Annotated in this window: 20 protein-coding genes; 5 read left to right on the plus strand and 15 right to left on the minus strand. The window is 70.4% G+C overall.

The genetic code is table 11. The features are described from left to right. Positions 1 to 66 precede the first annotated feature (66 nt). Positions 67 to 1,470, plus strand: a complete 1,404-nt coding sequence (locus tag ABIC47_RS01860; protein ID WP_354476709.1) for a HEAT repeat domain-containing protein — start codon at positions 67 to 69, stop codon at positions 1,468 to 1,470. Between the two features lie 15 nt (positions 1,471 to 1,485). On the opposite strand, the gene ABIC47_RS01865 is transcribed toward ABIC47_RS01860, so the two are convergent. Beyond that, on the minus strand, positions 1,486 to 3,372 hold the full coding sequence (locus ABIC47_RS01865) for a glycerol-3-phosphate dehydrogenase/oxidase (RefSeq protein WP_502910205.1): 1,887 nt from the start codon (positions 3,370 to 3,372) through the stop codon (positions 1,486 to 1,488). 39 nt (positions 3,373 to 3,411) lie between these two features. Beyond that, entirely contained in the window at positions 3,412 to 4,530 is a 1,119-nt protein-coding gene (locus ABIC47_RS01870; protein WP_018191916.1) for a GuaB3 family IMP dehydrogenase-related protein, read from the minus strand. Positions 4,531 to 4,595: 65 nt separating this feature from the next. On the opposite strand from ABIC47_RS01870, the gene ABIC47_RS01875 reads away from it, so the two are divergent. Further along, positions 4,596 to 5,756: a MalY/PatB family protein gene (locus ABIC47_RS01875; RefSeq protein WP_354476711.1), complete on the plus strand. Its 1,161-nt coding sequence runs from the start codon at positions 4,596 to 4,598 to the stop codon at positions 5,754 to 5,756. Here ABIC47_RS01875 and ABIC47_RS01880 read toward each other — a convergent pair. The 4 genes from ABIC47_RS01880 to groES all read right to left on the minus strand — a co-directional run bounded on the left by ABIC47_RS01880 (position 5,740) and on the right by groES (position 10,450). Continuing rightward, positions 5,740 to 7,428 (minus strand): ABC-F family ATP-binding cassette domain-containing protein, encoded by a 1,689-nt coding sequence (locus tag ABIC47_RS01880; protein WP_354476713.1) that lies wholly within the window; start codon positions 7,426 to 7,428, stop codon positions 5,740 to 5,742. The two genes, ABIC47_RS01875 and ABIC47_RS01880, sit on opposite strands and share 17 nt — an antisense overlap. A 101-nt stretch (positions 7,429 to 7,529) precedes the next feature. Then, on the minus strand, positions 7,530 to 9,032 hold the full coding sequence (gene guaB, locus ABIC47_RS01885) for an IMP dehydrogenase (protein WP_018191919.1): 1,503 nt from the start codon (positions 9,030 to 9,032) through the stop codon (positions 7,530 to 7,532). A gap of 97 nt (positions 9,033 to 9,129) precedes the next feature. After that, on the minus strand, positions 9,130 to 10,071 hold the full coding sequence (gene rarD / locus ABIC47_RS01890) for an EamA family transporter RarD (RefSeq protein WP_354476716.1): 942 nt from the start codon (positions 10,069 to 10,071) through the stop codon (positions 9,130 to 9,132). A gap of 82 nt (positions 10,072 to 10,153) precedes the next feature. Next, positions 10,154 to 10,450, minus strand: coding sequence for a co-chaperone GroES (groES, locus tag ABIC47_RS01895; RefSeq protein WP_018191921.1), 297 nt, complete (start codon positions 10,448 to 10,450; stop codon positions 10,154 to 10,156). Positions 10,451 to 10,605: 155 nt separating this feature from the next. Between groES and ABIC47_RS01900 the strand changes: the two genes are divergently transcribed. Continuing rightward, complete coding sequence (locus ABIC47_RS01900; protein WP_354476718.1) at positions 10,606 to 11,793, plus strand: class I SAM-dependent methyltransferase; 1,188 nt, start codon at positions 10,606 to 10,608, stop codon at positions 11,791 to 11,793. Positions 11,794 to 11,825: 32 nt separating this feature from the next. Here ABIC47_RS01900 and ABIC47_RS01905 read toward each other — a convergent pair whose 3' ends face one another. The 8 genes from ABIC47_RS01905 to glmS all read right to left on the minus strand — a co-directional run bounded on the left by ABIC47_RS01905 (position 11,826) and on the right by glmS (position 18,649). Continuing rightward, positions 11,826 to 12,440 carry a DUF4190 domain-containing protein gene (locus tag ABIC47_RS01905; RefSeq protein ID WP_020076959.1) on the minus strand — a complete coding sequence of 205 codons (615 nt, stop codon included), beginning with the start codon at positions 12,438 to 12,440 and terminating at the stop codon, positions 11,826 to 11,828. 122 nt (positions 12,441 to 12,562) lie between these two features. Beyond that, the gene (tsaD, locus tag ABIC47_RS01910) at positions 12,563 to 13,666 is read right to left on the minus strand and encodes a tRNA (adenosine(37)-N6)-threonylcarbamoyltransferase complex transferase subunit TsaD (RefSeq protein ID WP_354476720.1); all 1,104 of its coding nucleotides are present in this window, start codon (positions 13,664 to 13,666) and stop codon (positions 12,563 to 12,565) included. Then, positions 13,663 to 14,163 (minus strand): ribosomal protein S18-alanine N-acetyltransferase, encoded by a 501-nt coding sequence (gene rimI / locus ABIC47_RS01915; RefSeq protein ID WP_354476722.1) that lies wholly within the window; start codon positions 14,161 to 14,163, stop codon positions 13,663 to 13,665. The genes tsaD and rimI overlap by 4 nt, the downstream gene beginning before the upstream one ends. Then, positions 14,160 to 14,780, minus strand: a complete 621-nt coding sequence (tsaB, locus tag ABIC47_RS01920; RefSeq protein WP_354476724.1) for a tRNA (adenosine(37)-N6)-threonylcarbamoyltransferase complex dimerization subunit type 1 TsaB — start codon at positions 14,778 to 14,780, stop codon at positions 14,160 to 14,162. The genes rimI and tsaB overlap by 4 nt, the downstream gene beginning before the upstream one ends. A gap of 9 nt (positions 14,781 to 14,789) precedes the next feature. Beyond that, a complete protein-coding gene (gene tsaE / locus ABIC47_RS01925; protein ID WP_018191927.1) occupies positions 14,790 to 15,323 on the minus strand; it encodes a tRNA (adenosine(37)-N6)-threonylcarbamoyltransferase complex ATPase subunit type 1 TsaE in 534 nt (177 codons plus the stop codon). Continuing rightward, entirely contained in the window at positions 15,320 to 16,450 is a 1,131-nt protein-coding gene (gene alr, locus ABIC47_RS01930) for an alanine racemase (protein ID WP_354476726.1), read from the minus strand. The genes tsaE and alr overlap by 4 nt, the downstream gene beginning before the upstream one ends. Next, positions 16,438 to 16,794, minus strand: a complete 357-nt coding sequence (locus ABIC47_RS01935; RefSeq protein WP_018191929.1) for a holo-ACP synthase — start codon at positions 16,792 to 16,794, stop codon at positions 16,438 to 16,440. The genes alr and ABIC47_RS01935 overlap by 13 nt, the downstream gene beginning before the upstream one ends. 4 nt (positions 16,795 to 16,798) lie before the next feature. Beyond that, a complete protein-coding gene (gene glmS, locus ABIC47_RS01940; protein WP_029042974.1) occupies positions 16,799 to 18,649 on the minus strand; it encodes a glutamine--fructose-6-phosphate transaminase (isomerizing) in 1,851 nt (616 codons plus the stop codon). Between the two features lie 65 nt (positions 18,650 to 18,714). Between glmS and coaA the strand changes: the two genes are divergently transcribed. Together coaA and ABIC47_RS01950 are read left to right on the plus strand one after the other, a co-directional pair. Next, positions 18,715 to 19,653, plus strand: coding sequence for a type I pantothenate kinase (gene coaA, locus ABIC47_RS01945; protein WP_020076953.1), 939 nt, complete (start codon positions 18,715 to 18,717; stop codon positions 19,651 to 19,653). Between the two features lie 81 nt (positions 19,654 to 19,734). Then, positions 19,735 to 20,043, plus strand: coding sequence for a helix-turn-helix domain-containing protein (locus tag ABIC47_RS01950; protein WP_029042973.1), 309 nt, complete (start codon positions 19,735 to 19,737; stop codon positions 20,041 to 20,043). A gap of 37 nt (positions 20,044 to 20,080) precedes the next feature. Here the strand turns inward: ABIC47_RS01950 and glmM are convergent, their stop codons facing one another. Further along, positions 20,081 to 21,442, minus strand: coding sequence for a phosphoglucosamine mutase (gene glmM, locus ABIC47_RS01955; RefSeq protein ID WP_018191933.1), 1,362 nt, complete (start codon positions 21,440 to 21,442; stop codon positions 20,081 to 20,083). Positions 21,443 to 21,465: the final 23 nt, after the last annotated feature.

The following is a 21,465-nucleotide window of genomic DNA, read 5'->3' on the forward strand; positions in this document are numbered from 1 at the left end:
GGGGGTATGCATCCAGCCTACCGGAGGCGTGCGAAGGCCCTCCCCGCGGTGCAATACTGGTCGGCTATGTCTGCGACCGAACTCCCCGATCCCGACGCCTCGCCGCGCGAGTGGATGGCGTTCGCCGACAGCGCCCGAAGCGACAGCCGGTATCGTCCGCACCCCTTCGGCGACCTGTACCGCGACGCCTTCCACGCGTCCGGCTACATACGCGAGCCGGCCGTCGACGAGCTGTCGTCGCTGAGCGAGAGGGCGGTCGTGCCCGTGCTGGCGATCCGCGCATCCGACTGGGTCCCGCCCGTCCGCGAGCGGGCCCGCCGTGCGCTCATGGACCGCTTCGAAGCGGATCCCGGCACGATCATGCTGGCGGGACCGCTCGGGTTGGCACTGGCGGCACGAGAGGCGGGCTCCTGGCTCGCCGGAGTGATCCGCGACCGCCTGGAGACCCTCGATGCCGACGGGATACGTCAGTGCCTGCAGAGCCGGGACCACGTGTTCCGGCGTGCCGTGGTCAGGGTCGCGATCCGTCGCGCCGTCCTGACGTCGGAGGATCTTCGCGCCGTCGCGGAAGGCGACTCCGATCCGACCATCCGTGCCGCCAGCGCCGAGGCAGTGCTTCGCGGGACACCGGCGGAAGAGGTGCACGGTCTGCTGCAGAGCCGCTCGGCGGAGCTGCGCGCTCTCACGATCACCGCTCTGGCGATGAGCGGCGACCTCGGGCCGGCGCGCGCGGCCCTCGGCGATCGCGCCCATCGGGTACGCAGCGCCGCGCAGGTCGCTGTGCGCGCGGCAGGTGAGTCCCCCGCCGACTTCTACCGGGCGGAGCTGTCCACCGGCACCTTCAGGCGCGAAACGGTCGCAGGTCTTCGCGAGACCGGGTCACGGGAGGATGCGGCACTGCTCGTACCGTTCCTCCGCAACCCCGATCCTGCGATCCGGGTCGAGGCCGCGCACGCGCTGCGAACCCTCGGCGGTGCCGACCAGTCGGTTCTCCTGGCAGCCCTGCACGACACGTCGCCCGGGGTGGCCCGGGAGGCCACTAGGGCGCTGCGTCGCTCACCGGGAAGGGTGGACGCCGAGCTCCTCCGACCCCTGCTGGATCGCGGAGAACGCCCGCATGTCCGGCTCGCCGGGTTCCGGCTGTTGACCGCGCGAGATGCGCGGACACGCATCCTCACCGATCTCTCGCTGGCGGACGACGATCAGCTGGGTGAACGGGCTCGACTGGATCTGAAGGTGTTCGTCGACCTGGTTCTCCCGAATGCCTACCTGACGCCGAGCGCTGACGACGAGATTGCGCGGCTCCTCGAGCGGGGAACGCACGGGCTTCGGACCGCACAAGTACTCGCGCTCCGCTCAGCGCTCGGTCTGCCCCCGCTGCCGGCCGCCGCTCCCGCGCAGGAGCCTGAGCCGCCCGCCGCCCCAGCGCGGAAGCGGCGCTTCTCGTTCTTCCGTCGCTCCCGCGCCTGAGGCAGCGTACGTCGCCTACCCGTCGGTCCCGGGCGCGTCCTCCGCACCGGCGCCCTCGACGTGCTTCGGCGCCTGGTCGACGCTCGTCGGGGTGCCGGCCTTCGATGCGGCCGCCTTCGCGGCTTCGGCGTCGGCCTCCACGATGTCGGGCGCTTCGAGTCGGATGCGGTCTGCGGACTCGTCGTCCGGCTGCAGCTGGCTGGCACGCTCCGCCTCGACCCGGCGCAGGTAGGTGCGCACCTCGCGCTCCTCCCGCTCCGAATCCCAGCCGAGCACCCGCGCCATCAGCGACGCGGCGACCGGGGCGGCGGAGGCGCCGCGGTCCCACGCCTCGATCGAGATGCGGGTGCGGCGGGCGAGCACGTCCTCCAGGTGGAGGGCGCCCTCGTGCGTCGCCGCATAGACGACCTCGGCGCCGACGTAGTCGTCCGCTCCGGGCAGCGGGTCGGCCAGCGACGGGTCCTCGCGGATGAGCGCGAGGATGTCCTCCGCGAACGTGCCGTAGCGGTTCAGCAGGTGCTCGATGCGGGCGACGTGGAGGCCGGACTCCTGGGCGATCCGGTGGCGGCGGTTCCACGCGGCCTGGTACCCCTCGGCTCCGACCAGGGCGATGTCCATCGTCGTGGAGGGAGGAGTCCTGCCGTCGATCGCGCTGACGGCGGCATCCACCGCATCCTTCGCCATGACCCGGTACGTCGTCCACTTGCCGCCCGCGATCACGACGAGGCCCGGCACCGAGTGGGCGACCAGATGCTCGCGCGACAGTTTCGACGTCTGCTCGGACTCACCGGCGAGGAGCGGCCGGAGGCCCGCGTAGACGCCCTCGACGTCCTCCCGGGTCAACGGGATGTTGAGGATCTCGTTGACGTGCGCGAGCAGGTAGTCGATGTCGGCGGCGGTCGCCGCGGGGTGCGCCTTGTCGAGGTGCCAGTCGGTGTCCGTCGTGCCGATCAGCCAGTGCCGGCCCCACGGGATGACGAAGAGCACGCTCTTCTCGGTGCGCAGCAGCAGGCCCATCTTCGACTGGAAGCGGTCGCGCGGCACCACGAGGTGGATGCCCTTGGATGCGCGCACCTTGAACTGGCCGCGCTCCCCCACCATCGACTGCGTGTCGTCCGTCCACACGCCGGTCGCGTTGACGACCTGCTTGGCGCGGATGTCGAACCGCTCGTCGGTCTCGAGGTCGTGGGCGCGCACGCCGACCACCCGCTCGCCCACCTTGATGAAGCCCTCCACCCGGACGCGGGAGGCGACGTGGGCGCCGTAGTGCGCGGCCGTGCGCACCAGGTTGGCGACGTAGCGGGCGTCGTCGACCTGCGCGTCGTAGTACGTGATGCCGCCGATCAGGGCGTCCTTGTTCATCGACGGGATGGCGTTCAGCACCTGCCGCTTGCTGAGGTGCCGATGGTGCGGAACACCGGGAGGCCGCCCGCCGCTGTACGAGAAGATGTCGTACAGCATCATGCCGGCGCCGATGTAGAAGCGCTCCCACACCCGCTTGTGCAGCGGGTACAGGAAGCGAACGGGCTTCACGAGGTGCGGAGCGATGCGCTGCAGCAGCAGCCCGCGCTCGATGAGCGCCTCGCGGACCAGGCGGAAGTCGAGCTGCTCGAGGTACCGGATGCCGCCGTGGACCAGCTTGGAGGAGCGGCTGGAGGTGCCGGAGGCGAAGTCGCGCGCCTCCACCAGCCCGGTGGTCAGACCACGGGTCGCCGCATCCACCGCGGATCCGGCTCCGACGATGCCGCCGCCGACCACGAGGATGTCGAGCTCCGTGTCTTTGAGCGCCGCTATCGCCGCGGCGCGCTCCGCCGGACCGAGCCGTGACGGGTAGGTCACGGCCGGGTTCGACGCGGGCGTCGCGTGCCTGTCGCCGCCTGGGGCAGATTGGGACTTCACCATCGTTCTCTCCCTCTCCGGCCGCCATCGGCCGGCGCTGCTCTACTGCGTACGATACGGCGCGACGACGACCTCGACGCGCTGGAACTCCTTCAAGTCCGAGTATCCCGTCGTGGCCATGCTCCGGCGCAAGGCTCCCACGAGATTCGCAGAGCCCTCAGCCACCGGAGCCGGCCCGTAGAGGACCTCCTCGAGCGGCGCGACCTGACCGACGGCGACGCGATTGCCGCGCGGCAGCTGCGAGTGGTGCGCCTCGGCACCCCAGTGCCATCCGCCGCCAGGCGCATCGGTGGCGCGGGCGAGCGTGGTGCCGAGCATGACGGCGTCGGCGCCGCAGGCGATGGCCTTGACGATGTCGCCCGAGCTGCCGAGGCCGCCGTCGGCGATGACGTGCACGTAGCGGCCGCCGGACTCGTCCATGTAGTCGCGGCGGGCGCCGGCGACGTCGGCCACGGCGGTCGCCATGGGCGCGTGGATGCCGAGGGTGGATCGCGTGGTCGACGCGGCCCCGCCGCCGAAGCCGACGAGCACTCCGGCCGCACCGGTGCGCATCAGGTGCAGCGCCGCGGTGTAGGTGGCGGCCCCGCCGACGATGACCGGCACATCCAGCTCGTAGATGAACTTCTTGAGGTTGAGCGGCTCGACGTTCTTCGACACGTGCTCGGCCGAGACCGTGGTCCCGCGGATCACGAACAGGTCGACGCCCGCGTCGACGACCGTCTCGTAGAGCTCTTGCGTGCGCTGCGGCGAGAGCGCGCCCGCTACGGTTACGCCTCCCTCGCGGATCTCGGCGAGGCGGCGAGTGACCAGCTCCGGCTTGATCGGCTCGGAGTAGATCTCCTGCATCCGGCTCGTCGCGCGCTCGGCCGGGAGCTCGCGGATCTCGGCGAGCAGGGGCTCCGGGTCCTCGTACCGGGTCCAGAGGCCCTCGAGGTCGAGAACGCCGAGGCCGCCGAGCTGACCCATCATGATGGCCGTCGTCGGCGAGACCACCGAGTCCATCGGGGCCGCGATGAACGGGATGGAGAACTGGTAGGCGTCGATCGTCCACGAGACCGAGACGTCCTCCGGGTCGCGGGTGCGCCGGCTCGGAACCACGGCGACGTCGTCGAAGGCGTACACACGGCGGGCGCGCTTGGCGCGGCCGATCTCGATCTCCATACTCACGCGCTTCAGTCTAGGCCGCGCGCCTGTTCGGCGTCGGGGGCCTGTGGAAAGGTGGTCTCGTGACCGTCGAAGCCGAACCCCTCAGCCGTCTCCGCCAGCGCACCAGCGAGAAGTGGCGCGCGTACCCCGACGACGTCCTCCCGCTGTTCGTCGCCGAGATGGACTACCCGCTCGCCCCGCCGATCGCCGCGGCCCTGCACGCTGCGGTCGACCGCAGCGACACCGGGTACATCGGGCCGGACGACCGCACTCAGCGGGCGTTCGCCGACTTCGCGCGCGACCGGTGGGGCTGGGAGGTCGACCCCGCGCAGACGCGGACCACCACCGACGTGAGCGTGGTGATCGTCGAGGCCCTGCGGATGCTGATCGAGCCGGGCGACCGCGTGGTCATCACCCCGCCGGTCTATCCGCCGTTCTTCGAATTGATCCCCGAAGCCGGGGGCGTCGTCGAGGAGGTGCCGCTGCTCGACGGCGGGACCGACGGCCGAGGCTGGGCGCTCGATCTCGCCGGTCTGGAGCGGGCGTTCGCGGGAGGGGCGAAGGCGTTCCTGCTCTGCAACCCGCACAATCCGCTCGGTCTGGTCCACCCGCGCGCCGAGCTGGAGGCGGTCGCCGCTCTGGCGGCCCACCACGGTGTGTTCGTCGTGAGCGACGAGGTGCACGCACCGCTCACGCACACCGATGCGACGTTCACGCCGTTCCTCTCCGTGTCGGAGGAGGCGCGACGGATCGGCGTGGCCGCTCACTCCGCCAGCAAGGCCTGGAACCTGGCCGGCCTGAAGTGCGCACTGTTCGTGACGGCGTCGCCGGAGCAGGCCGAGCGCATCCACGCCCTGCCCATCGAGGTGGAGGTGCGCACCAGCCACTTCGGCCGGATCGCCACCGAAGCGGCCTTCCGGGATGGGCGACCCTGGCTCGACGACGTGCTGCGGGCCATCGAGACCAACCGCGAACTGCTGTCCGTCCTGCTGACCGACCGTCTGCCGCGCGCCCGCTACCGGGAGCCGCTCGCCAGCTACCTGGCCTGGATCGACCTGCGCGCCCTCGGCTGGGGCGACGACCCTGCCACGCGCATCCTGGAGGAGGCCCGCGTCGCCGTCAATCCCGGCATCGAGTTCGGTGCGCCCGGCGCCGGTTTCATCCGCCTCAACCTGGCGTGCTCTCCGGAGGTCCTCACCGACGCGATCGACCGGATCGCCGAGCTCAGCGCGCGCGGCTGACCCGCCGCTCGTCCCACACCGGCTCGTCGGTCTCGTAGACCGCGCCGTCGGAACCGAACACCAGGAACCGGTCGAACCCGCGAGCGAACCAGCGGTCGTGCGTGACCGCGATCACCGTGCCCTCGAAGCCGGCGAGGCCCTCCTCGAGCGCCTCGGCCGAGACCAGGTCGAGGTTGTCGGTTGGCTCGTCGAGCAGCAGCAGCGTCGCACCGGAGAGTTCGAGCAGCAGGATCTGCAGCCGCGCCTGCTGGCCGCCGGACAGCGATTCGAACGTCTGCTCGGCGGCACCGGCGAGGCCATACCGATCGAGGACCCGGCTCGCGGCCTCCCGGGGCATCCCGTCGCGGCGTTCGTCTCCGCGGTGCAGGATCTCCAGCAGCGTCCGTCCGACCAGCTCGGGATGCTCGTGAGCCTGTGCGAACAGGCCGGGAGCGACCCGGGCACCGAGTTTCGCGTTCCCCGTGTGCGGGACAACGGCGCCGGCGTTCTCCGCTGCGGCGAGGTGCCCGGCCGACGGGTCCGGATCCGTGCCGCCGGCCGCGAGCAGCCGGAGGAAATGCGACTTCCCGGATCCGTTCGAGCCGAGCACCGCGACGCGCTCACCGAACCAGACCTCGGCGTCGAACGGCCGCATGAGGCCGGTCAATTCGAGATCTGTGCATTCGAGCACGCGGCGGCCCGTGCGTGCGCCGGTCAAGCGCATCCGCACGTTCTGCTCGCGCGGCACCGCCTGCGGCGGACCGGCCGCCTCGAAGCGGGAGAGCCGGGTCTGCGCGGCCTGGTAGGCGTTCGCGAGGTCGCTGTTGTACTTCGCCTTCTCCTTGAAGCGCAGCACGAGCGCCCGCAGCTTCGCGTGCTCCTCATCCCACCGGCGGCGAAGCTCCTCGAGCCGCTCCATCCGCTCGCGCCGGGCGTCGTGGTAGCCGGCGAAACCTCCCCCGTGCGTCCACGTCGTGTTGCCGGCGGCCCCCAGCTCCAGCGTGATGATGCGGTCGGCCGCGTTGGCGAGCAGCTCGCGGTCGTGCGAGACGACCAGCACCGTCTTCTGCGTCGCCCGGAGCTGCTCCTCCAGCCAGCGCTTGGCCGGCACGTCGAGGTAGTTGTCCGGCTCGTCGAGCAGCAGCACCTGTTCCGGACCGCGCAGCAGCGCCTCCAGCACCAACCGCTTCTGTTCTCCGCCCGACAGGGTCCGGACCGCCCGGTATCGCGCTCGCTCGAACGGGACGCCGAGCGCGGCGACCGTGCACTGGTCCCAGACGACTTCCTGCTCGTATCCGCCGGCGTCGGCGTACTCGGCAAGCGCGTTCGCATACCGCAGCTGTGTGTCGGTCTCGTCGCGCTCGATGATGGCGTTCTCGGCCGCCTCCAGCGCTTCGGCGGCGGCCTTCACCGCCTTCGGCGCCACTCCCACCAGCAGGTCGTGCACCGTCCGGTCGTCGCGGACGTGTCCGACGAACTGGTCCATCACCGCGAGGCCGCCGTCGATGACGACGCCGCCCGCGTCGGGCCGGAGTTCACCCCGGATGATGCGCAGCAGGGTCGACTTGCCCGCACCGTTCGCGCCGATCAGAGCGCCGACGCGCCCATCCCCGACCCGGAACGAGACGTCGTCGAGCAGCGGCCGGCCGTCGGCAAGGGTGTACGAGACGCCGGAGACGTCGATGTGGCTCATGGAGTGATCCTGTATCTCGGGAGGCGGGCAAAGCCTTCCAGAGTAAACGAAACCGCCGCCCGAGGGAACGGGCGGCGGTTTCTCAGACCTGAAGCTGCGTGTCAGCGGCGGTAGTTCGGAGCCTCCACGACCATCTGCACGTCGTGCGGGTGCGACTCCTTGAGCCCCGCCGCGGTGATGCGCACGAACTTGCCGTTCTGCTTGAGCTCCGGGATGGTGCGGGCGCCCACGTAGAACATCGACTGCCGCAGACCGCCGACGAGCTGGTAGGCGACGGCGGAGAGCGGGCCGCGGAACGGCACCTGACCCTCGATGCCCTCGGCGATCAGCTGCTCGTCGCTCGGCACATCCGCCTGGAAGTACCGGTCACGCGAGTAGGAGGTCTTCTTGCCGCGCGTCTGCAGGGCGCCGAGCGACCCCATCCCGCGGTAGTTCTTGAACTGCTTGCCGTTGACGAACACGAGCTCGCCCGGCGACTCGGAGGTGCCGGCCAGCAGCGATCCGAGCATGACGCTGTCCGCACCTGCGACGAGCGCCTTCGCGATGTCGCCCGAGTACTGGAGGCCGCCGTCGGCGATGAGCGGGACGTTGGCCTCGCGCGCGGCGAGCGACGCCTCGTAGACCGCGGTGACCTGGGGCACACCCACACCGGCGACGACGCGCGTGGTGCAGATGGAGCCCGGGCCGACACCGACCTTGATGGCGTCGGCACCCGCGTCGATGAGCGCCTGAGCGCCCGAACGGGTGGCGACGTTGCCGCCGATGACGTCGACGTGCGACGCGCGGGGCTCCGCCTTGAGACGGCGGATGATGTCGAGAACGCCGGCGCTGTCGCCGTTGGCGGTGTCGACGACGATCACGTCGACCCCCGCGTCGACCAGGGTCATCGCGCGCTGCCAGGCGTCGCCGAAGAAGCCGATCGCGGCGCCGACACGGAGCCGGCCCTCGTCGTCCTTCGTGGCGTCGGGGTACTTCTCGCTCTTGTCGAAGTCTTTCACCGTGATGAGGCCGCCGAGCTTGCCGTCGGCGTCCACCAGGGGGAGCTTCTCGATCTTGTGCTCGGCGAAGATGGCGACGGCCGCGTCCGGGTCGATGCCGATCGGAGCCGTGATCAGCGGCTGACGGGTCATGACGTCGCGGACCTTGGTGGTCGACCGCTCGAACGGCGACACGAAACGCATGTCGCGGTTGGTGATGATGCCGACGAGGGTGCCGTCCGGCTCGACGACGGGGAGACCGCTGACGCGGAACTGGCCGCACAGAGCGTCGACCTCTTCGACGGTCGCGTCCGGCGTCGTGGTCACCGGGTTGGTGATCATGCCCGACTCGGACCGCTTGACCTTGTCAACGTGCGCCGCCTGGTCCTCGATCGAGAGGTTGCGGTGGATGATGCCGATGCCGCCCTGGCGCGCCATGGCGACGGCCATGCGCGACTCGGTGACGGTGTCCATCGCGCTCGAGAGCAGCGGAGTCGCCATCGAGATGCGCTTGGTCAAGCGGGTGGACGTGTCCGCCTCACTCGGGATGACGTCGGTATGCCCGGGGAGGAGCATGACGTCGTCGTAGGTCAAACCGATGAAACCGAACGGATCCGCCTGATCCATCTCACCCCTTCAAAGATGCATCCCGTGTGAGGACGCGCGACTGTGGATGCTCAATGGTAACGGCAGAATCTGGACGGATATTCCGACCGCGTCGCGGTCAGTCCACCGGTGCCAGGTCGAGTTCCGCCGCCCGCTTCCCCTGTCGCGCGGCGACGATCATGTCGATGCTCAGGATGAGCAGTGCGAGCCAGACGATCGCGAAGCCGACCCAGCGCTCCGGCGGCATCGCCTCGTGCAGCACGGCGACGCCGACGATGAACTGGATGAACGGGGCGAAGTACTGGATGAAGCCCATGTAGACGAGCGGGAGGCGACGGGATGCCGCGGCGAAGAACAGCAGCGGGACGGCCGTGATGACACCGGCGCCGACGAGCAGAACGGTGTGCCACACCCCTGCGGTGCCAATGGTGAGCCCGGCGGTGACGGCGACGACGACGAGCTGGATGATGGCCACCGGGGTCAGCCACATCGTCTCGAGGGTGAGGCCGGAGAGCGCATCCACCCGGTTGCCCACGCGCTTCTTGATCAGGCCGTACAGGCCGAACGAGAAGGCGAGGATGAGGGCGATCCACGGCATCGAGCCGTAGCCGACCGCGAGGACGATGACGGCGACGACGCTCACGCCGACGGCGACCCACTGGGCGACGCGCAGCTTCTCGCGCTGGACGACGACGCCGAGGAACACCGTGACGATCGGGTTGATGAAGTAGCCGAGGGCCGCCTCGACGACGTGGCCGTTCACCGTCGCCAGCACATACGTCTGCCAGTTGACGTAGATGAGAGCGCCGGCGAGGCCCATCGTGAACAGGACGCGCTTGTCGGTGAGCAGCGCCGTGAACGCGCGCCAGGAACGGGTCACCGTGAGGGCGATGGCGCAGAATCCGAGCGAGAAGATCACGCGCCAGCCGACGATCTCCCAGGCCGAGGCGGGCGCGAGGGCCAGGAAGTAGATCGGGAGGATGCCCCACAGGACGTACGCGGAGACCGCGTAGACGAGTCCGGATGTGCGGTGGGAACTGAGGTCGTCGGAGGGTGCCACTCGTCCGACTCTACCTGCGACCGCAGACACCACGACGGCCCGGATGCTCAGAGCATCCGGGCCGTCGAGAAGAGGGGGTGCGTCAGCGGACGACGACCGCGAGCACGTCGCGGGCCGACAGGACGAGGTAGTCCTCGCCGCCGAACTTCACCTCGGTGCCGCCGTACTTCGAGTAGATGACCTTGTCGCCGACAGCGACATCGAGCGGGATGCGGTTGCCGTTGTCGTCGATGCGACCAGGGCCCACCGCGACGACCTCGCCCTCCTGCGGCTTCTCCTTGGCGGTGTCGGGGATGACCAGACCGGAAGCAGTGGTCTGCTCAGCCTCGACCTGCTTGATGACGATGCGATCCTCGAGCGGCTTGATGGAGACCGACACGTTGACCCCTTTCCTGTGAAGAACAGTGTCTCTACTAAGACTGATTAGCAAACTCGCACTGAGAGTGCTAACACGAGTCTAGGGGGTGCGTTAGCAGTCACGCAACGTGAGTGCCAGACCGGGCGGGGCGGCACGTCCAGGGTAGCGTTGAGCGCATGGAACGCTCCGAGCTGGTCGCCCTCCTGAGCCCGGAGGGACTGCGGCTGCTCGACTCCCTTCCGCCCTACAACAGCGAGCGGGACGTGCTCGCGATCGTCAGCGACCTCCGCAAGCAGGGCCACTCCCCCGCGCTGGTCGCGGCCGTTCTCACGCAGTCGAAACTGCGCCGCAAGGCCGTGGCCAAGTTCGGCGACTTCGCGTCGCAGATGCTCTTCACCGAGGCCGGCCTGGAGCAGGCCACCCGGCTGCCGGTCGCCGCGCGGCATGCCGGACGGTTCCGCGCGGCGGGGATCCGCCGGGTCGCCGACCTCGGCTGCGGGATCGGCGGCGACGCTCTCGCCCTCGCCGCCCTCGAGCTGGACGTCCTGGCGATCGAGGCCGACGAGGTCACCGCGGCCATCGCCTCCTTCAACCTGGCCCCGTTCCCCAGCGCTCGGGTCGAGCAGCGGCGTGCGGAAGACGTCGACCTGCGCGAGATCGACGGCGTCTTCCTCGACCCGGCACGACGGACCGCCGGGCACACGCAGACGGAGCGCCTCACCGACCCCGACGACTACACGCCGTCGCTCGGCTTCGCGTACGAGCTCGCCACCGGCCGATCGGTCGGCCTGAAGCTCGGTCCGGGATTCGACCGCGACCTCATCCCTTCGACGGCGGAGGCGCAGTGGGTCTCCGCCGACGGACAGGTCGTCGAGCTGGGCCTCTGGTTCGGAGCGCTGGCCCGGCCCGGCATCCACCGCGCCGCACTCGTGCTCCGCGGCGATCGGGCGGACGAACTGACCGCCGATGCCGACAGTCCCGACGAGGAGGCCGGTCCGCTCGGGGAGTTCCTCTACGAGCCGGATGGCGCGGTCATCCGAGCGCGCCTCATCGGCGATCTCGCACGCAGGCTGGGCGGCAGGATGCTCTCGGAGCAGATCGCCTACATCACGACCGATCGGCCCGCCGAGACCCCGTTCGCGGCCGGCTTCCGCGTTCTCGAAACGCTCCCCTACGCCGAGAAGGACCTGAAGAAGGCTCTCCGTCAGCGCGGCATCGGCACCCTCGAGATCAAGAAGCGGGGGGTGGATGTGGACCCGGCCGCATTGCGCCGCCGGCTGGGCCTCAACGGCGACCGCCCGGCGACCCTGATCCTCACCAGGGTCGCCGGGCGGCACACGGCGCTGCTCGCCGAACGGCTCTGAGGCCGTCGGCGAACCGTTTCACAGGGCTCTGATCAGTACGTGCCCTGGTAGTTCGCGATGCTCGCGAAGATGATCGCCAGGAAGATCCAGTAGATGATCGCGATCGCGATGCTCACGAAGCCGAGGATGATGCCGGTGAGCCAGAAGCCCTTGGCCTGCGGCTCCTTGTTGCGGCCGATGAAGCCGAGCACGACCGCCGCGATGCCGAACAGGAAGCCGATGCCCCAGGCGATGTTGAGCACGATGCCGAGGATGCCGCCGACGAGCGACAGGATGCTCAGGATCGGCGACTTGGCGGCGGGCTGCCCGTACGGCTGGGTGTAGCCGGGGGCGGGCTGTCCGTACGCCGGCTGGCCGTACGGCTGCTGGGGCTGGCCCGGCTGCTGGCCGTAGGGCTGCTGGTACTGCTGACCGTATCCCGGGGCCGGCGGCTGCTGGCCGTATCCCGGCGCGGGCGGCTGCTGGCCGTATCCCGGAGCCGGCGGCTGCTGACCGTAGTCCGGAGCCGGCGGCTGCTGACCGTAACCCGGCGCAGGCGGGGGCACGGCCCCCGTGTCGGACGCGGGCGGGGCGGGCGGCGGCGGCGGAACCGATCCGTTCTGCGAGTTCGGGTCCGTCGGTTCGACGGGGGCGTTCGGGTCGGTCATGAGACCCATCTCCTTCGGTGCGGGAAGCTGGTGGTCGGCGCCTCAGCGGAAACGGATTTCCTGAGAGAACGCTGTATCACACCCATCGTGGCAGGGGGTCCGGGAGGGTGTCAACGCACCACTCAGGCGGTGACCTGAATCTCCGTCACCGGGAGCGTGGAGTCCGCCGAGAAGGTGAGCTCGCTCGGGCCGTGACCCGCCATGATCAGCTGCGCCCCCAGCGCCGCGATCATCGCGCCGTTGTCCGTGCACAGCGAAAGAGCCGGGATGCGCAGCGCGACACCGGCTTCGGCCGCCCGCGCGATGGCGAGCTGGCGCACCCGGGCGTTCGCCACGACACCGCCGCCGAGCAGCAGTCGGGGCACGTCGTGATCGCGGCATGCGGCCAGCGCTTTCGTGATCAGCACATCCGCCACCGCCTCCCGGAACGACGCAGCGACATCGGCGACCGGCACCTCTTCCCCGGCATCCTGACGCTGCTCGACCCAGCGCGCGACCGCGGTCTTGAGCCCGGAGAAGGAGAAGTCGTACCGGTGCTTCTCCAGGTCCTTCGGCCGGGTCAGACCCCGGGGAAAGCGGATCGCCTTCGGGTCGCCGTCCGCGGCGACGCGGTCGATCTGCGGGCCGCCGGGATACGGCAGGCCGAGCACGCGGGCGACCTTGTCGAACGCCTCACCGGCTGCGTCGTCGATGGTCTCACCGAGCAGCTCGACGTCCGAGACGAGGTCGCGGACGAGCAGCAGGGAGGTGTGGCCGCCGGAGACGAGCAGGGCGATCGTCGGCAGCTCGACGGGATGACCCGGGCCGCCCTGCGCGTCGAGCAGATCGGCGCCGACGTGGCCGACGAGGTGGTTGACGGCATACAGCGGCTTGCCGAGGGAGACGGCGAGCGCCTTTGCCGCGCCGACGCCGACCATGAGCGCACCCGAGAGTCCGGGGCCGCTGGTCACAGCGATGGCGTCGACGTCGGCCAGCTCGATCCCCGCATCCGCTACCGCGGTGCGCAGCGTCGGCTCCAGGGCCTCCAGATGTGCGCGGGCGGCGACCTCCGGGACGACGCCGCCGTAGCGGGCGTGCTCCTCCATCGACGACGCGATCGTGTTGGCGAGCAGAGTCGTGCCGCGAACGATCCCCACACCGGTCTCGTCGCATGACGTCTCGATGCCGAGCACGAGCGGCTCCTTCACGGACGCCGGATCGAGGCGAGTGGATGCTGCACTGGTCATGCGAGGGTGGTCTCCGGACTGGGGACGGCGAGACGCATCACGATCGCATCCACACCGTCCGGCTGGTAGTACTTCGGGCGCACGCCGATCTCCTCGAAACCGAGGTCGCGGTAGAGGGTCTGGGCGCCCGGGTTGTCGGCGCGCACTTCGAGGAACACCTCGCGTGCGCCGCGTTTCCGCGCCTCGGCGATCAGGGCGAGCATGAGCTGACGTCCCAGCCCGCGGCGGCGAGCGTGCGGGGCGACCGCGATGGTCTGGATGTCGCCGTCCCCTCCCCCGCGCGGGGCGAGGAGTCCGGCATATCCGGCGAGGCGGTCGGGCGACTCCGGTGCGAACGCGACGAGGTAGTAGCCGTGCTCGCCGGCGACCTCCGAGCGCATGGATCGCTCCGACCACGCGTCGTTCTCGAAGACGCTGCGCTCCAGCTCCATGATCGCGGGCACGTCGGCGGGCTCGGCGCGGCGCAGCTGGTGCACGGTGCGGGCGGGATCGGTCACGCCGTCACCCGCTTCGGCCCGGCGGACGGCGTCACATCCGGCGAGCGCAGGTACAGGGCGACATCGGGGTCCATGGGCAGCCGGTTCGCGTAGCGCAGCTCGGCGATCATGCCGAGCCGCCCGGCGGGTACGACGTCGGCGTCTACTCGCGCGATATCGGGATGCGGCAGCTCGTCCGGGCGGGCGAGGCCCGGCCCGTCGAGGCGCATCGGCAGACCGAAGCCGTCGACGCCCGAGTAGGCCGTCCAGTAGCGTTCGCGGCGCCGGGCGTCGGTCACGATCAGGAGCGGACCCTCGTGCCCGGACGCGTAGCGGTCGTAGGCGACGGCGTCATGGCTGACGACGGGGACGAGCGGCTTGCCCGCGCCGATCGCGAACGCCTTCGCCGCGGCGATGCCGACCCGGAGTCCCGTGAACGGGCCCGGTCCCATCCCGGCGACGACACCCGACAGAGCGCGCACCTCGATGCCGGCCACGGTCAGCGCCTCGTCGATCAGAGTGCCGATCACTTCCGCGTGACGCATGCTGTCGGTCTCGATGATCTCCGAGAGCACCCCGCCCTCCCGGTCGACGACGGCGACGCTGGTCCCGGCGGACGTGTCGATGGCGAGCAGCATGCATCCAGCCTAAGCGGGATCGGCGGACGAGGAGCCCGCGGGCGGCGCCCAGCGCGGACCGAACCCGGTCAGCGTGACGGTACGCGGTTCGTCCGTCTCGTCGACGGCATCGGCGTCTACGGCCGCGCCCTCCGCCGCTCCGGTCGGCCGCTCGATCGCGACCTCGAGCCACGACTCGGCGACGCCGTCGAGCATCCCGGCGCCCCACTCCACCACCACGACCGAGCGCGCGAAGTCGATGTCGAGGTCGTCGAGCTCCAGCGCGCTCGACAGGCGGTACGCGTCGACGTGGACGAGCGGCGCGCCGCCGGAGAGACTGGGATGCGTCCGGGCGAGCACGAACGTGGGGCTGGTCACCGGGCCGCGCACGTCCAGCGCTTCGCCGATCCCGCGCGTCAGCGTCGTCTTGCCCGCCCCGAGCGGACCGGACAGGATGACGAGGTCGCCCGCTCGGAGGACGCCAGCGAGATCCCGGCCGAGTTCGTGCATCTCGTCCGCCGTGGCGACCCGCCGGACGGCGGGCACCTGCAGCGCGTCCGTCATCGGCCGCCTCCGGTGTAGCTCCGTCTCAGTCGTCCGCCGAGACGCGTGACGATCTCGTAGTTGATGGTGTCGGCGGCCTCGGCCCAGTCGTCCGCCCCCGGCACGCCGACTGCGGGGTCACCGAACAGGACGACCTCGTCGCCGACCGCCACGTCCAGGTCGCCGACGTCGACCACGAACTGGTCCATGGCGACGCGCCCGCTGATCCGGAACGTGCGGCCGCCGATCGCGACGGGACCGCGGTTGGACGCATGACGCGGGATGCCCTCCGCATAGCCGAGGGGGACGAGGACGAGCGTCGTCTCCTTCTCGGTGCGGTACGTGTAGTCGTAGGAGACGCCTGTGCCCGCAGGCACGCGCCGGACCGCGGCCACCCGCCCGCGCAGCGTCATCGCGGGACGCAGCCCGAGCTCGACGGCCGACTCCCGGCCGAAGGGCGACAGCCCGTACACGGCGATGCCGAGGCGGACGAGGTCGAACCGCGACTCCGGCAGTGAGAGGGCGGCCGCACTGGCCGCGATGTGCCGCAGCTCGGGATCGAGTCCGGCGGCGGATGCGCGATCGAGCGCACGTTCGAACGCGGCGATCGCGGCGCGGTCGTCCTCCGGCGACGCATTGGAGAGGTGCGAGAAGACGCCGCGGACGCGGACGAGACCGGCGACCTCGAGCTCGCGTGCGCGCGCGACCACCGCATCCCACTCGGATTCCGGGACGCCGTTACGGCTCAGACCGGTCTCGATCTTGAGCTGGACGAAGACCGGCCGGTCGCCCGTGGCTGCGGCCGCTGCGGCCTCCAGCTGGACGCCTGACGAGATCCCGAGGTCGAGGTCGGCGCGGACGGCGTCGGCGAAGTCGTCGTCGGGGTCGTGCAGCCACGCCAGCACGGGCGCGGTGATGCCGGCCTCCCGCAGCGCGAGGCCCTCGGAGATCTCGGCGACGCCGAGCCAGTCCGCCCCGCCGGCGAGCGCTGCACGGGCGCACTCGACGGCGCCGTGGCCGTACGCGTCGGCCTTGACGACCGCCATGGCGTGCGGCGTGCCGACGAGCTCGCGCAGGCGTGCGACGTTCGCGCTCACCGCATCCAGGTCGACGACCCGCTCCCGGAACACCGCGGTCACGGCGCGCACTCCGTCACCACGAACGCCGTCGCGACGCCGGCGTCATGCGTCATCGACACGTGGATGCGCACGATGCCGCGCTCGCGGACCTGCGCCTCGACGACGTTGTGCAGCACGAAACCGGGGTTCCTCTCCTCGTCGGGGACGATCTCCATGTCGTGCCAGCGCACGCCCTCGGAGCCGCCGAGCGCCTTGATCAGCGCCTCTTTCGCGGCGAACCGGGCCGCGAGCGAGTGCACGGGGAGCAGGCGCTCCGCCTCGGTGAACAGCCGGTCGCGCAGCTTCGGCGTGCGGGCGATCGACCGCTCGAAGCGGGCCAGATCGACCACGTCGACCCCGATGCCGGCGATCACTGCGTCACTCGACGGTGACGGACTTGGCCAGGTTGCGCGGCTGGTCGACGTCGAGGCCCTTCGCCGCCGACAGCTCCATGGCGAAGATCTGCAGCGGGACGACCGCGAGAAGCGGCTCGAAGAGCGGCGCGGCCAGCGGGATGCGGATGACCTCGTCGGCGAACGGCAGCACGGCGGCGTCTCCGGCCTCGGCGATCGCGATGACGCGGGCGCCGCGGGCGCGGATCTCCTGGATGTTCGAGACGACCTTCTTGTGCAGCTCGTCCGACCAGCGCGGGCTGGGCACGACGACGAACACCGGCTGGCCCGGCTCGATCAGGGCGATCGGTCCGTGCTTCAGCTCGCCGGCCGCGAAGCCCTCGGCGTGGATGTACGCGAGCTCCTTGAGCTTGAGCGCACCTTCCAGCGCGATCGGGTAGCCGACGTGACGACCGAGGAACAGCACCGCGCGGGTGTCCGACATCCACTTGGCCAGCTGCGCGATCTCGGCGTGCGACTCGAGCACCGTGGCGATCTTGGCGGGCACCTCCTGCAGCTCCTCGATCGCGTCGCGCTGCTGCGCCGCGCTCAGGGTGCCGCGGACGCGCGCCAGGTGAAGGCCGAACAGGTACAGAGCGGTGATCTGGGCGACGAAGGCCTTCGTCGACGCGACGGCGACCTCCGGGCCGGCGTGCGTGTACAGCGCGGCGTCGGACTCGCGCGGGATGGTCGCGCCCTGCGTGTTGCAGACCGAGATGGCTTTGGCGCCGCCCTCGCGGGCGTACTTGACGGCCATCAGCGTGTCCATCGTCTCGCCCGACTGGCTGATCGAGATCACCAGGGTGCCGTCGGTCAGCACGGGCTCGCGGTAGCGGAACTCGTGGCTCAGCTCGACCGTGACGGGCACGCGGGCCCACTTCTCGATCGCGTAGCTGCCCACCAGGCCCGCGTACGCGGCAGTGCCGCACGCGATGATCGTGATGCGGTCGATGCCGGCGAAGTACTCGTCGCCGAGCGCGTCGAGCTCGGGGATGTGGACGGCGCCCTCGACGAGGCGGCCGCGGAGGGTGTTGGCCACCGCATCCGGCTCTTCGGCGATCTCCTTCGCCATGAACGACGACCAGCCGCCCTTCTCGGCGGCGGAGGCGTCCCACGCGACCTCGAACGGCTCGACCTCGACGGGCGCGCCGGCGAAGTCGGTGACCGTGACGCTGTCCGGCGTGATGGTGACGATCTGGTCCTGACCGATCGCCATCGCCTTGCGGGTGTGCTCGACGAACGCGGCGACGTCCGAGCCGAGGAAGTTCTCGCCCTCGCCGAGCCCGATGACGAGCGGCGAGTTGCGGCGCGCGCCGACGACGACGTGCGGCTGGTCCTGGTGCATCGCGAGAAGGGTGAATGCACCCTCCAGGCGTGAGACGACGCTCTGGAACGCCTCGGGCAGGTCGCCCGTCCGGCGGTACTCGCGGCCCAGCAGCACGGCTGCGACCTCGGTGTCGGTCTCGGACTCGAAGGCGAAGCCGTCGGCGAGCAGCTCGTCCTTCAGCGTTGCGAAGTTCTCGATGATGCCGTTGTGGATGACGGCGAGGCGACCGTCGTCGCCCAGGTGCGGGTGCGCATTCACGTCGGTCGGGCCGCCGTGAGTCGCCCAGCGGGTGTGACCGATGCCGGTCTGCCCGTTCGGGATGGGGTGCTCCTGCAGGTCTTCGGTCAGCACCGACAGCTTCCCGGCCTTCTTAGCGGTGCCGAGGGCGCCGTCCGGGCCGATCACGGCGATGCCCGCGGAGTCGTATCCGCGGTACTCCAGGCGCTTCAGACCGCCGAGAAGCACCTCGAGGCTCTTGTCGGTACCGACGTACCCCACGATTCCACACATGCACCCGAGTCTATCGTGGGCGTAAGTGGGAGCCGGCTCGGAGCGCCCCCTAGAATTGGTGCCCTATGCTTCCGAACGGCGACTCCTCCACCCCCTTCGTCGAGCTGAGCAGGGCCGACTGGGCGGAGCTGGCGGAGAACACCAGACTGCCGCTGCAGGAGACGGAGATCGTCCAGCTCCGCGGCCTCGGCGATCCGCTCGACATGCGCGAGGTGTCGGAGGTCTACCTCCCGCTCAGCCGTCTCCTCAATCTGTACGTGGGCGGCGCGAAGCAGCTCCATCGGGTGACGAGCGACTTCCTCGGCGAGCGGGCGGCCAGCACGCCGTTCGTCATCGGCGTCGCGGGCTCGGTCGCCGTCGGCAAGTCGACCATCGCGCGCCTGTTGCGCGAGCTGCTGTCGCGCTGGGACGACACCCCGCGCGTCGAGCTGGTGACCACGGACGGCTTCCTCCTTCCCAACGCCGAACTCGAGCGCCGCGGCCTGATGGAGCGCAAGGGCTTCCCGGAGTCGTACGACCGGCGGGCGCTGTTGCGTTTCGTCACGGCCATCAAGAGCGGCGCCCCGGAGGTCCGGGCCCCCTTCTACTCCCACCTCAGCTACGACATCGTTCCGGATGCGGAGATCGTCGTGCGGCGCCCGGACGTCCTCATCGTCGAGGGCCTCAACGTGCTGCAGCCGGCGGGCGGCGGCAACCGGCTCGCCGTGAGCGACCTGTTCGACTTCAGCGTCTACGTGGATGCGCGCACCCGCGACATCGCGCACTGGTACGAGGAGCGCTTCCTGAAGCTGCAGCGCGGTGCGTTCGCCAATCCGAAGTCGTACTTCCACCGTTATGCCCAGCTCACGGAGGATGAGGCGCGAGCGCGGGCCGCATCCATCTGGACGGCGATCAACGAGCCGAACCTGCTCCAGAACATCCGGCCGACACGCTCGCGCGCCAAGCTGGTGCTGCGGAAGGATGCCGACCACGCGGTGAGCTCCGTCCTGCTGCGCAAGCTCTGATCTGGCTTCTAAACCTCAGGCATGCATAAATGAGGTCGTGGTGCTCTGGCCATGCATGCATACGACCCGTAAGCATGAGGCATGCCAGCACCACGTTCTCGCGCCGCCGAGCTCTTCGGGCAGCGGGTTCGTGAGGCACGCATCGCGCTCGGGATGAGCCAGGAGGACATCGCAAACCTGGCCGACATGCACGTGACGAACTACGGGCGGGTGGAGCGCGGTGAGGCGAACTCCGAGCTGCACACCATCGTCCGTATCGCCACGGCGCTCGACGTCGACCCGGGCACCCTGATGGCGGGACTGTACGGCACCGAGATGCTGCCCGACCGCTCGCGCGCCTACTCCGTGGCAGACTTCCTCGCGGCACGCCGGGCGCACGAGACGCGCTGACGTGCGAGAGTGCTGACGCGCGAGACGCGCTGAACGGCTAGAGAGCCAGCCGCTCCCGCACGACATCCGCGAGCTCGTTCGCCAGACGCTCTGCCGTGACCTGATCCGCGGCCTCGACCATGACGCGGACGAGCGGCTCGGTGCCGGACGGGCGCAGCAGCACGCGCCCGGTGTCGCCGAGCGCGCTCTCCGCCGTCTGAACGGCCGTGCGGAGTCCCTCGTCGGTGTGGACCGCGTGGTGGTCGACGTTCTTCACGTTCACCATCACCTGCGGGTACACGGTCATCACGCGGGCGAGCTCCGCCAGCGTCTTGCCCTGGCGTGCCATCTCGCTGAGGAGGTGGAGCCCGGTGAGGATGCCGTCACCCGTCGTCGCGAACTCGCGCATGATGACGTGGCCGGACTGCTCTCCGCCGAGGGAGTAGTCGTGCTCGTTCATCTCCTCGAGCACATACCGGTCGCCGACCGCGGTCTCGACCATCCGGATGCCGTGGTCGCGCATGGCGAGCTTCAGGCCCAGGTTGCTCATCACCGTGGCGACGAGGGTGTCGTCGCGCAGCTTGCCGCGCTCCTTCATGCCGACCGCGAGGATCGCCATGATCTGGTCGCCGTCGACGACGTTGCCGTCGGCGTCGATCGCGAGGCAGCGGTCCGCGTCGCCGTCGTGGGCGATGCCGACGTCGGCGCCGGCCGCAAGCACGGCCTTCGCGAGGTTATCGAGGTGCGTGGAGCCGACACCGTCGTTGATGTTCATGCCGTCCGGCGCGTCGCCGATGACGGTCACTCGCGCCCCCGCGTCGGTGAACACCTCGGGCGAGATCCCCGCCGCCGCGCCGTGGGCGCAGTCGAGGACGACGTGGATGCCGTCGAGGCGGTGCGGGAGGCTGCCGAGGAGGTGGAGGACGTAGCGGTCCTCCGCGTCGGCGAAGCGTCGGATGCGGCCGACGTCGGCGCCGGTCGGGGTCAGCTTCTCGAGGTCGAGGTGCTGCTCGATGCGGTCCTCGACGACGTCGGGGAGCTTGGTGCCGCCGCGGGCGAAGATCTTGATCCCGTTGTCGGGGGCCGGGTTGTGCGAGGCCGAGACCATCACACCGAAGTCTGCGTCGAAGTCGGCGATGAGGAAGGCCGCTGCCGGCGTGGGGATGACTCCCGCGTCGTACACGTCGATGCCCGAGCTGGCGAGCCCGGCAGCGACGGCGGCGGAGAGGAACTCACCCGAGACACGGGGGTCGCGGGCGACGATGGCCGTTGGGCGCTTGCCGGCGGCGCGGCGCGCCTCGGCGCTTCGGCCTTGCGTCAGTACAGCAGCAGCTGACTGCGCAAGGCCGAGCGCCAGGTCGGCGGTGAGACTGCCGTTCGCGAGACCGCGAACGCCGTCGGTTCCGAAGAGGCGTGGCATGGACCGAAGCCTAAACGCTGGCG

The organism is Leifsonia sp. 563 (assembly GCF_040545055.1).
Lineage (GTDB): Bacteria > Actinomycetota > Actinomycetes > Actinomycetales > Microbacteriaceae > Leifsonia.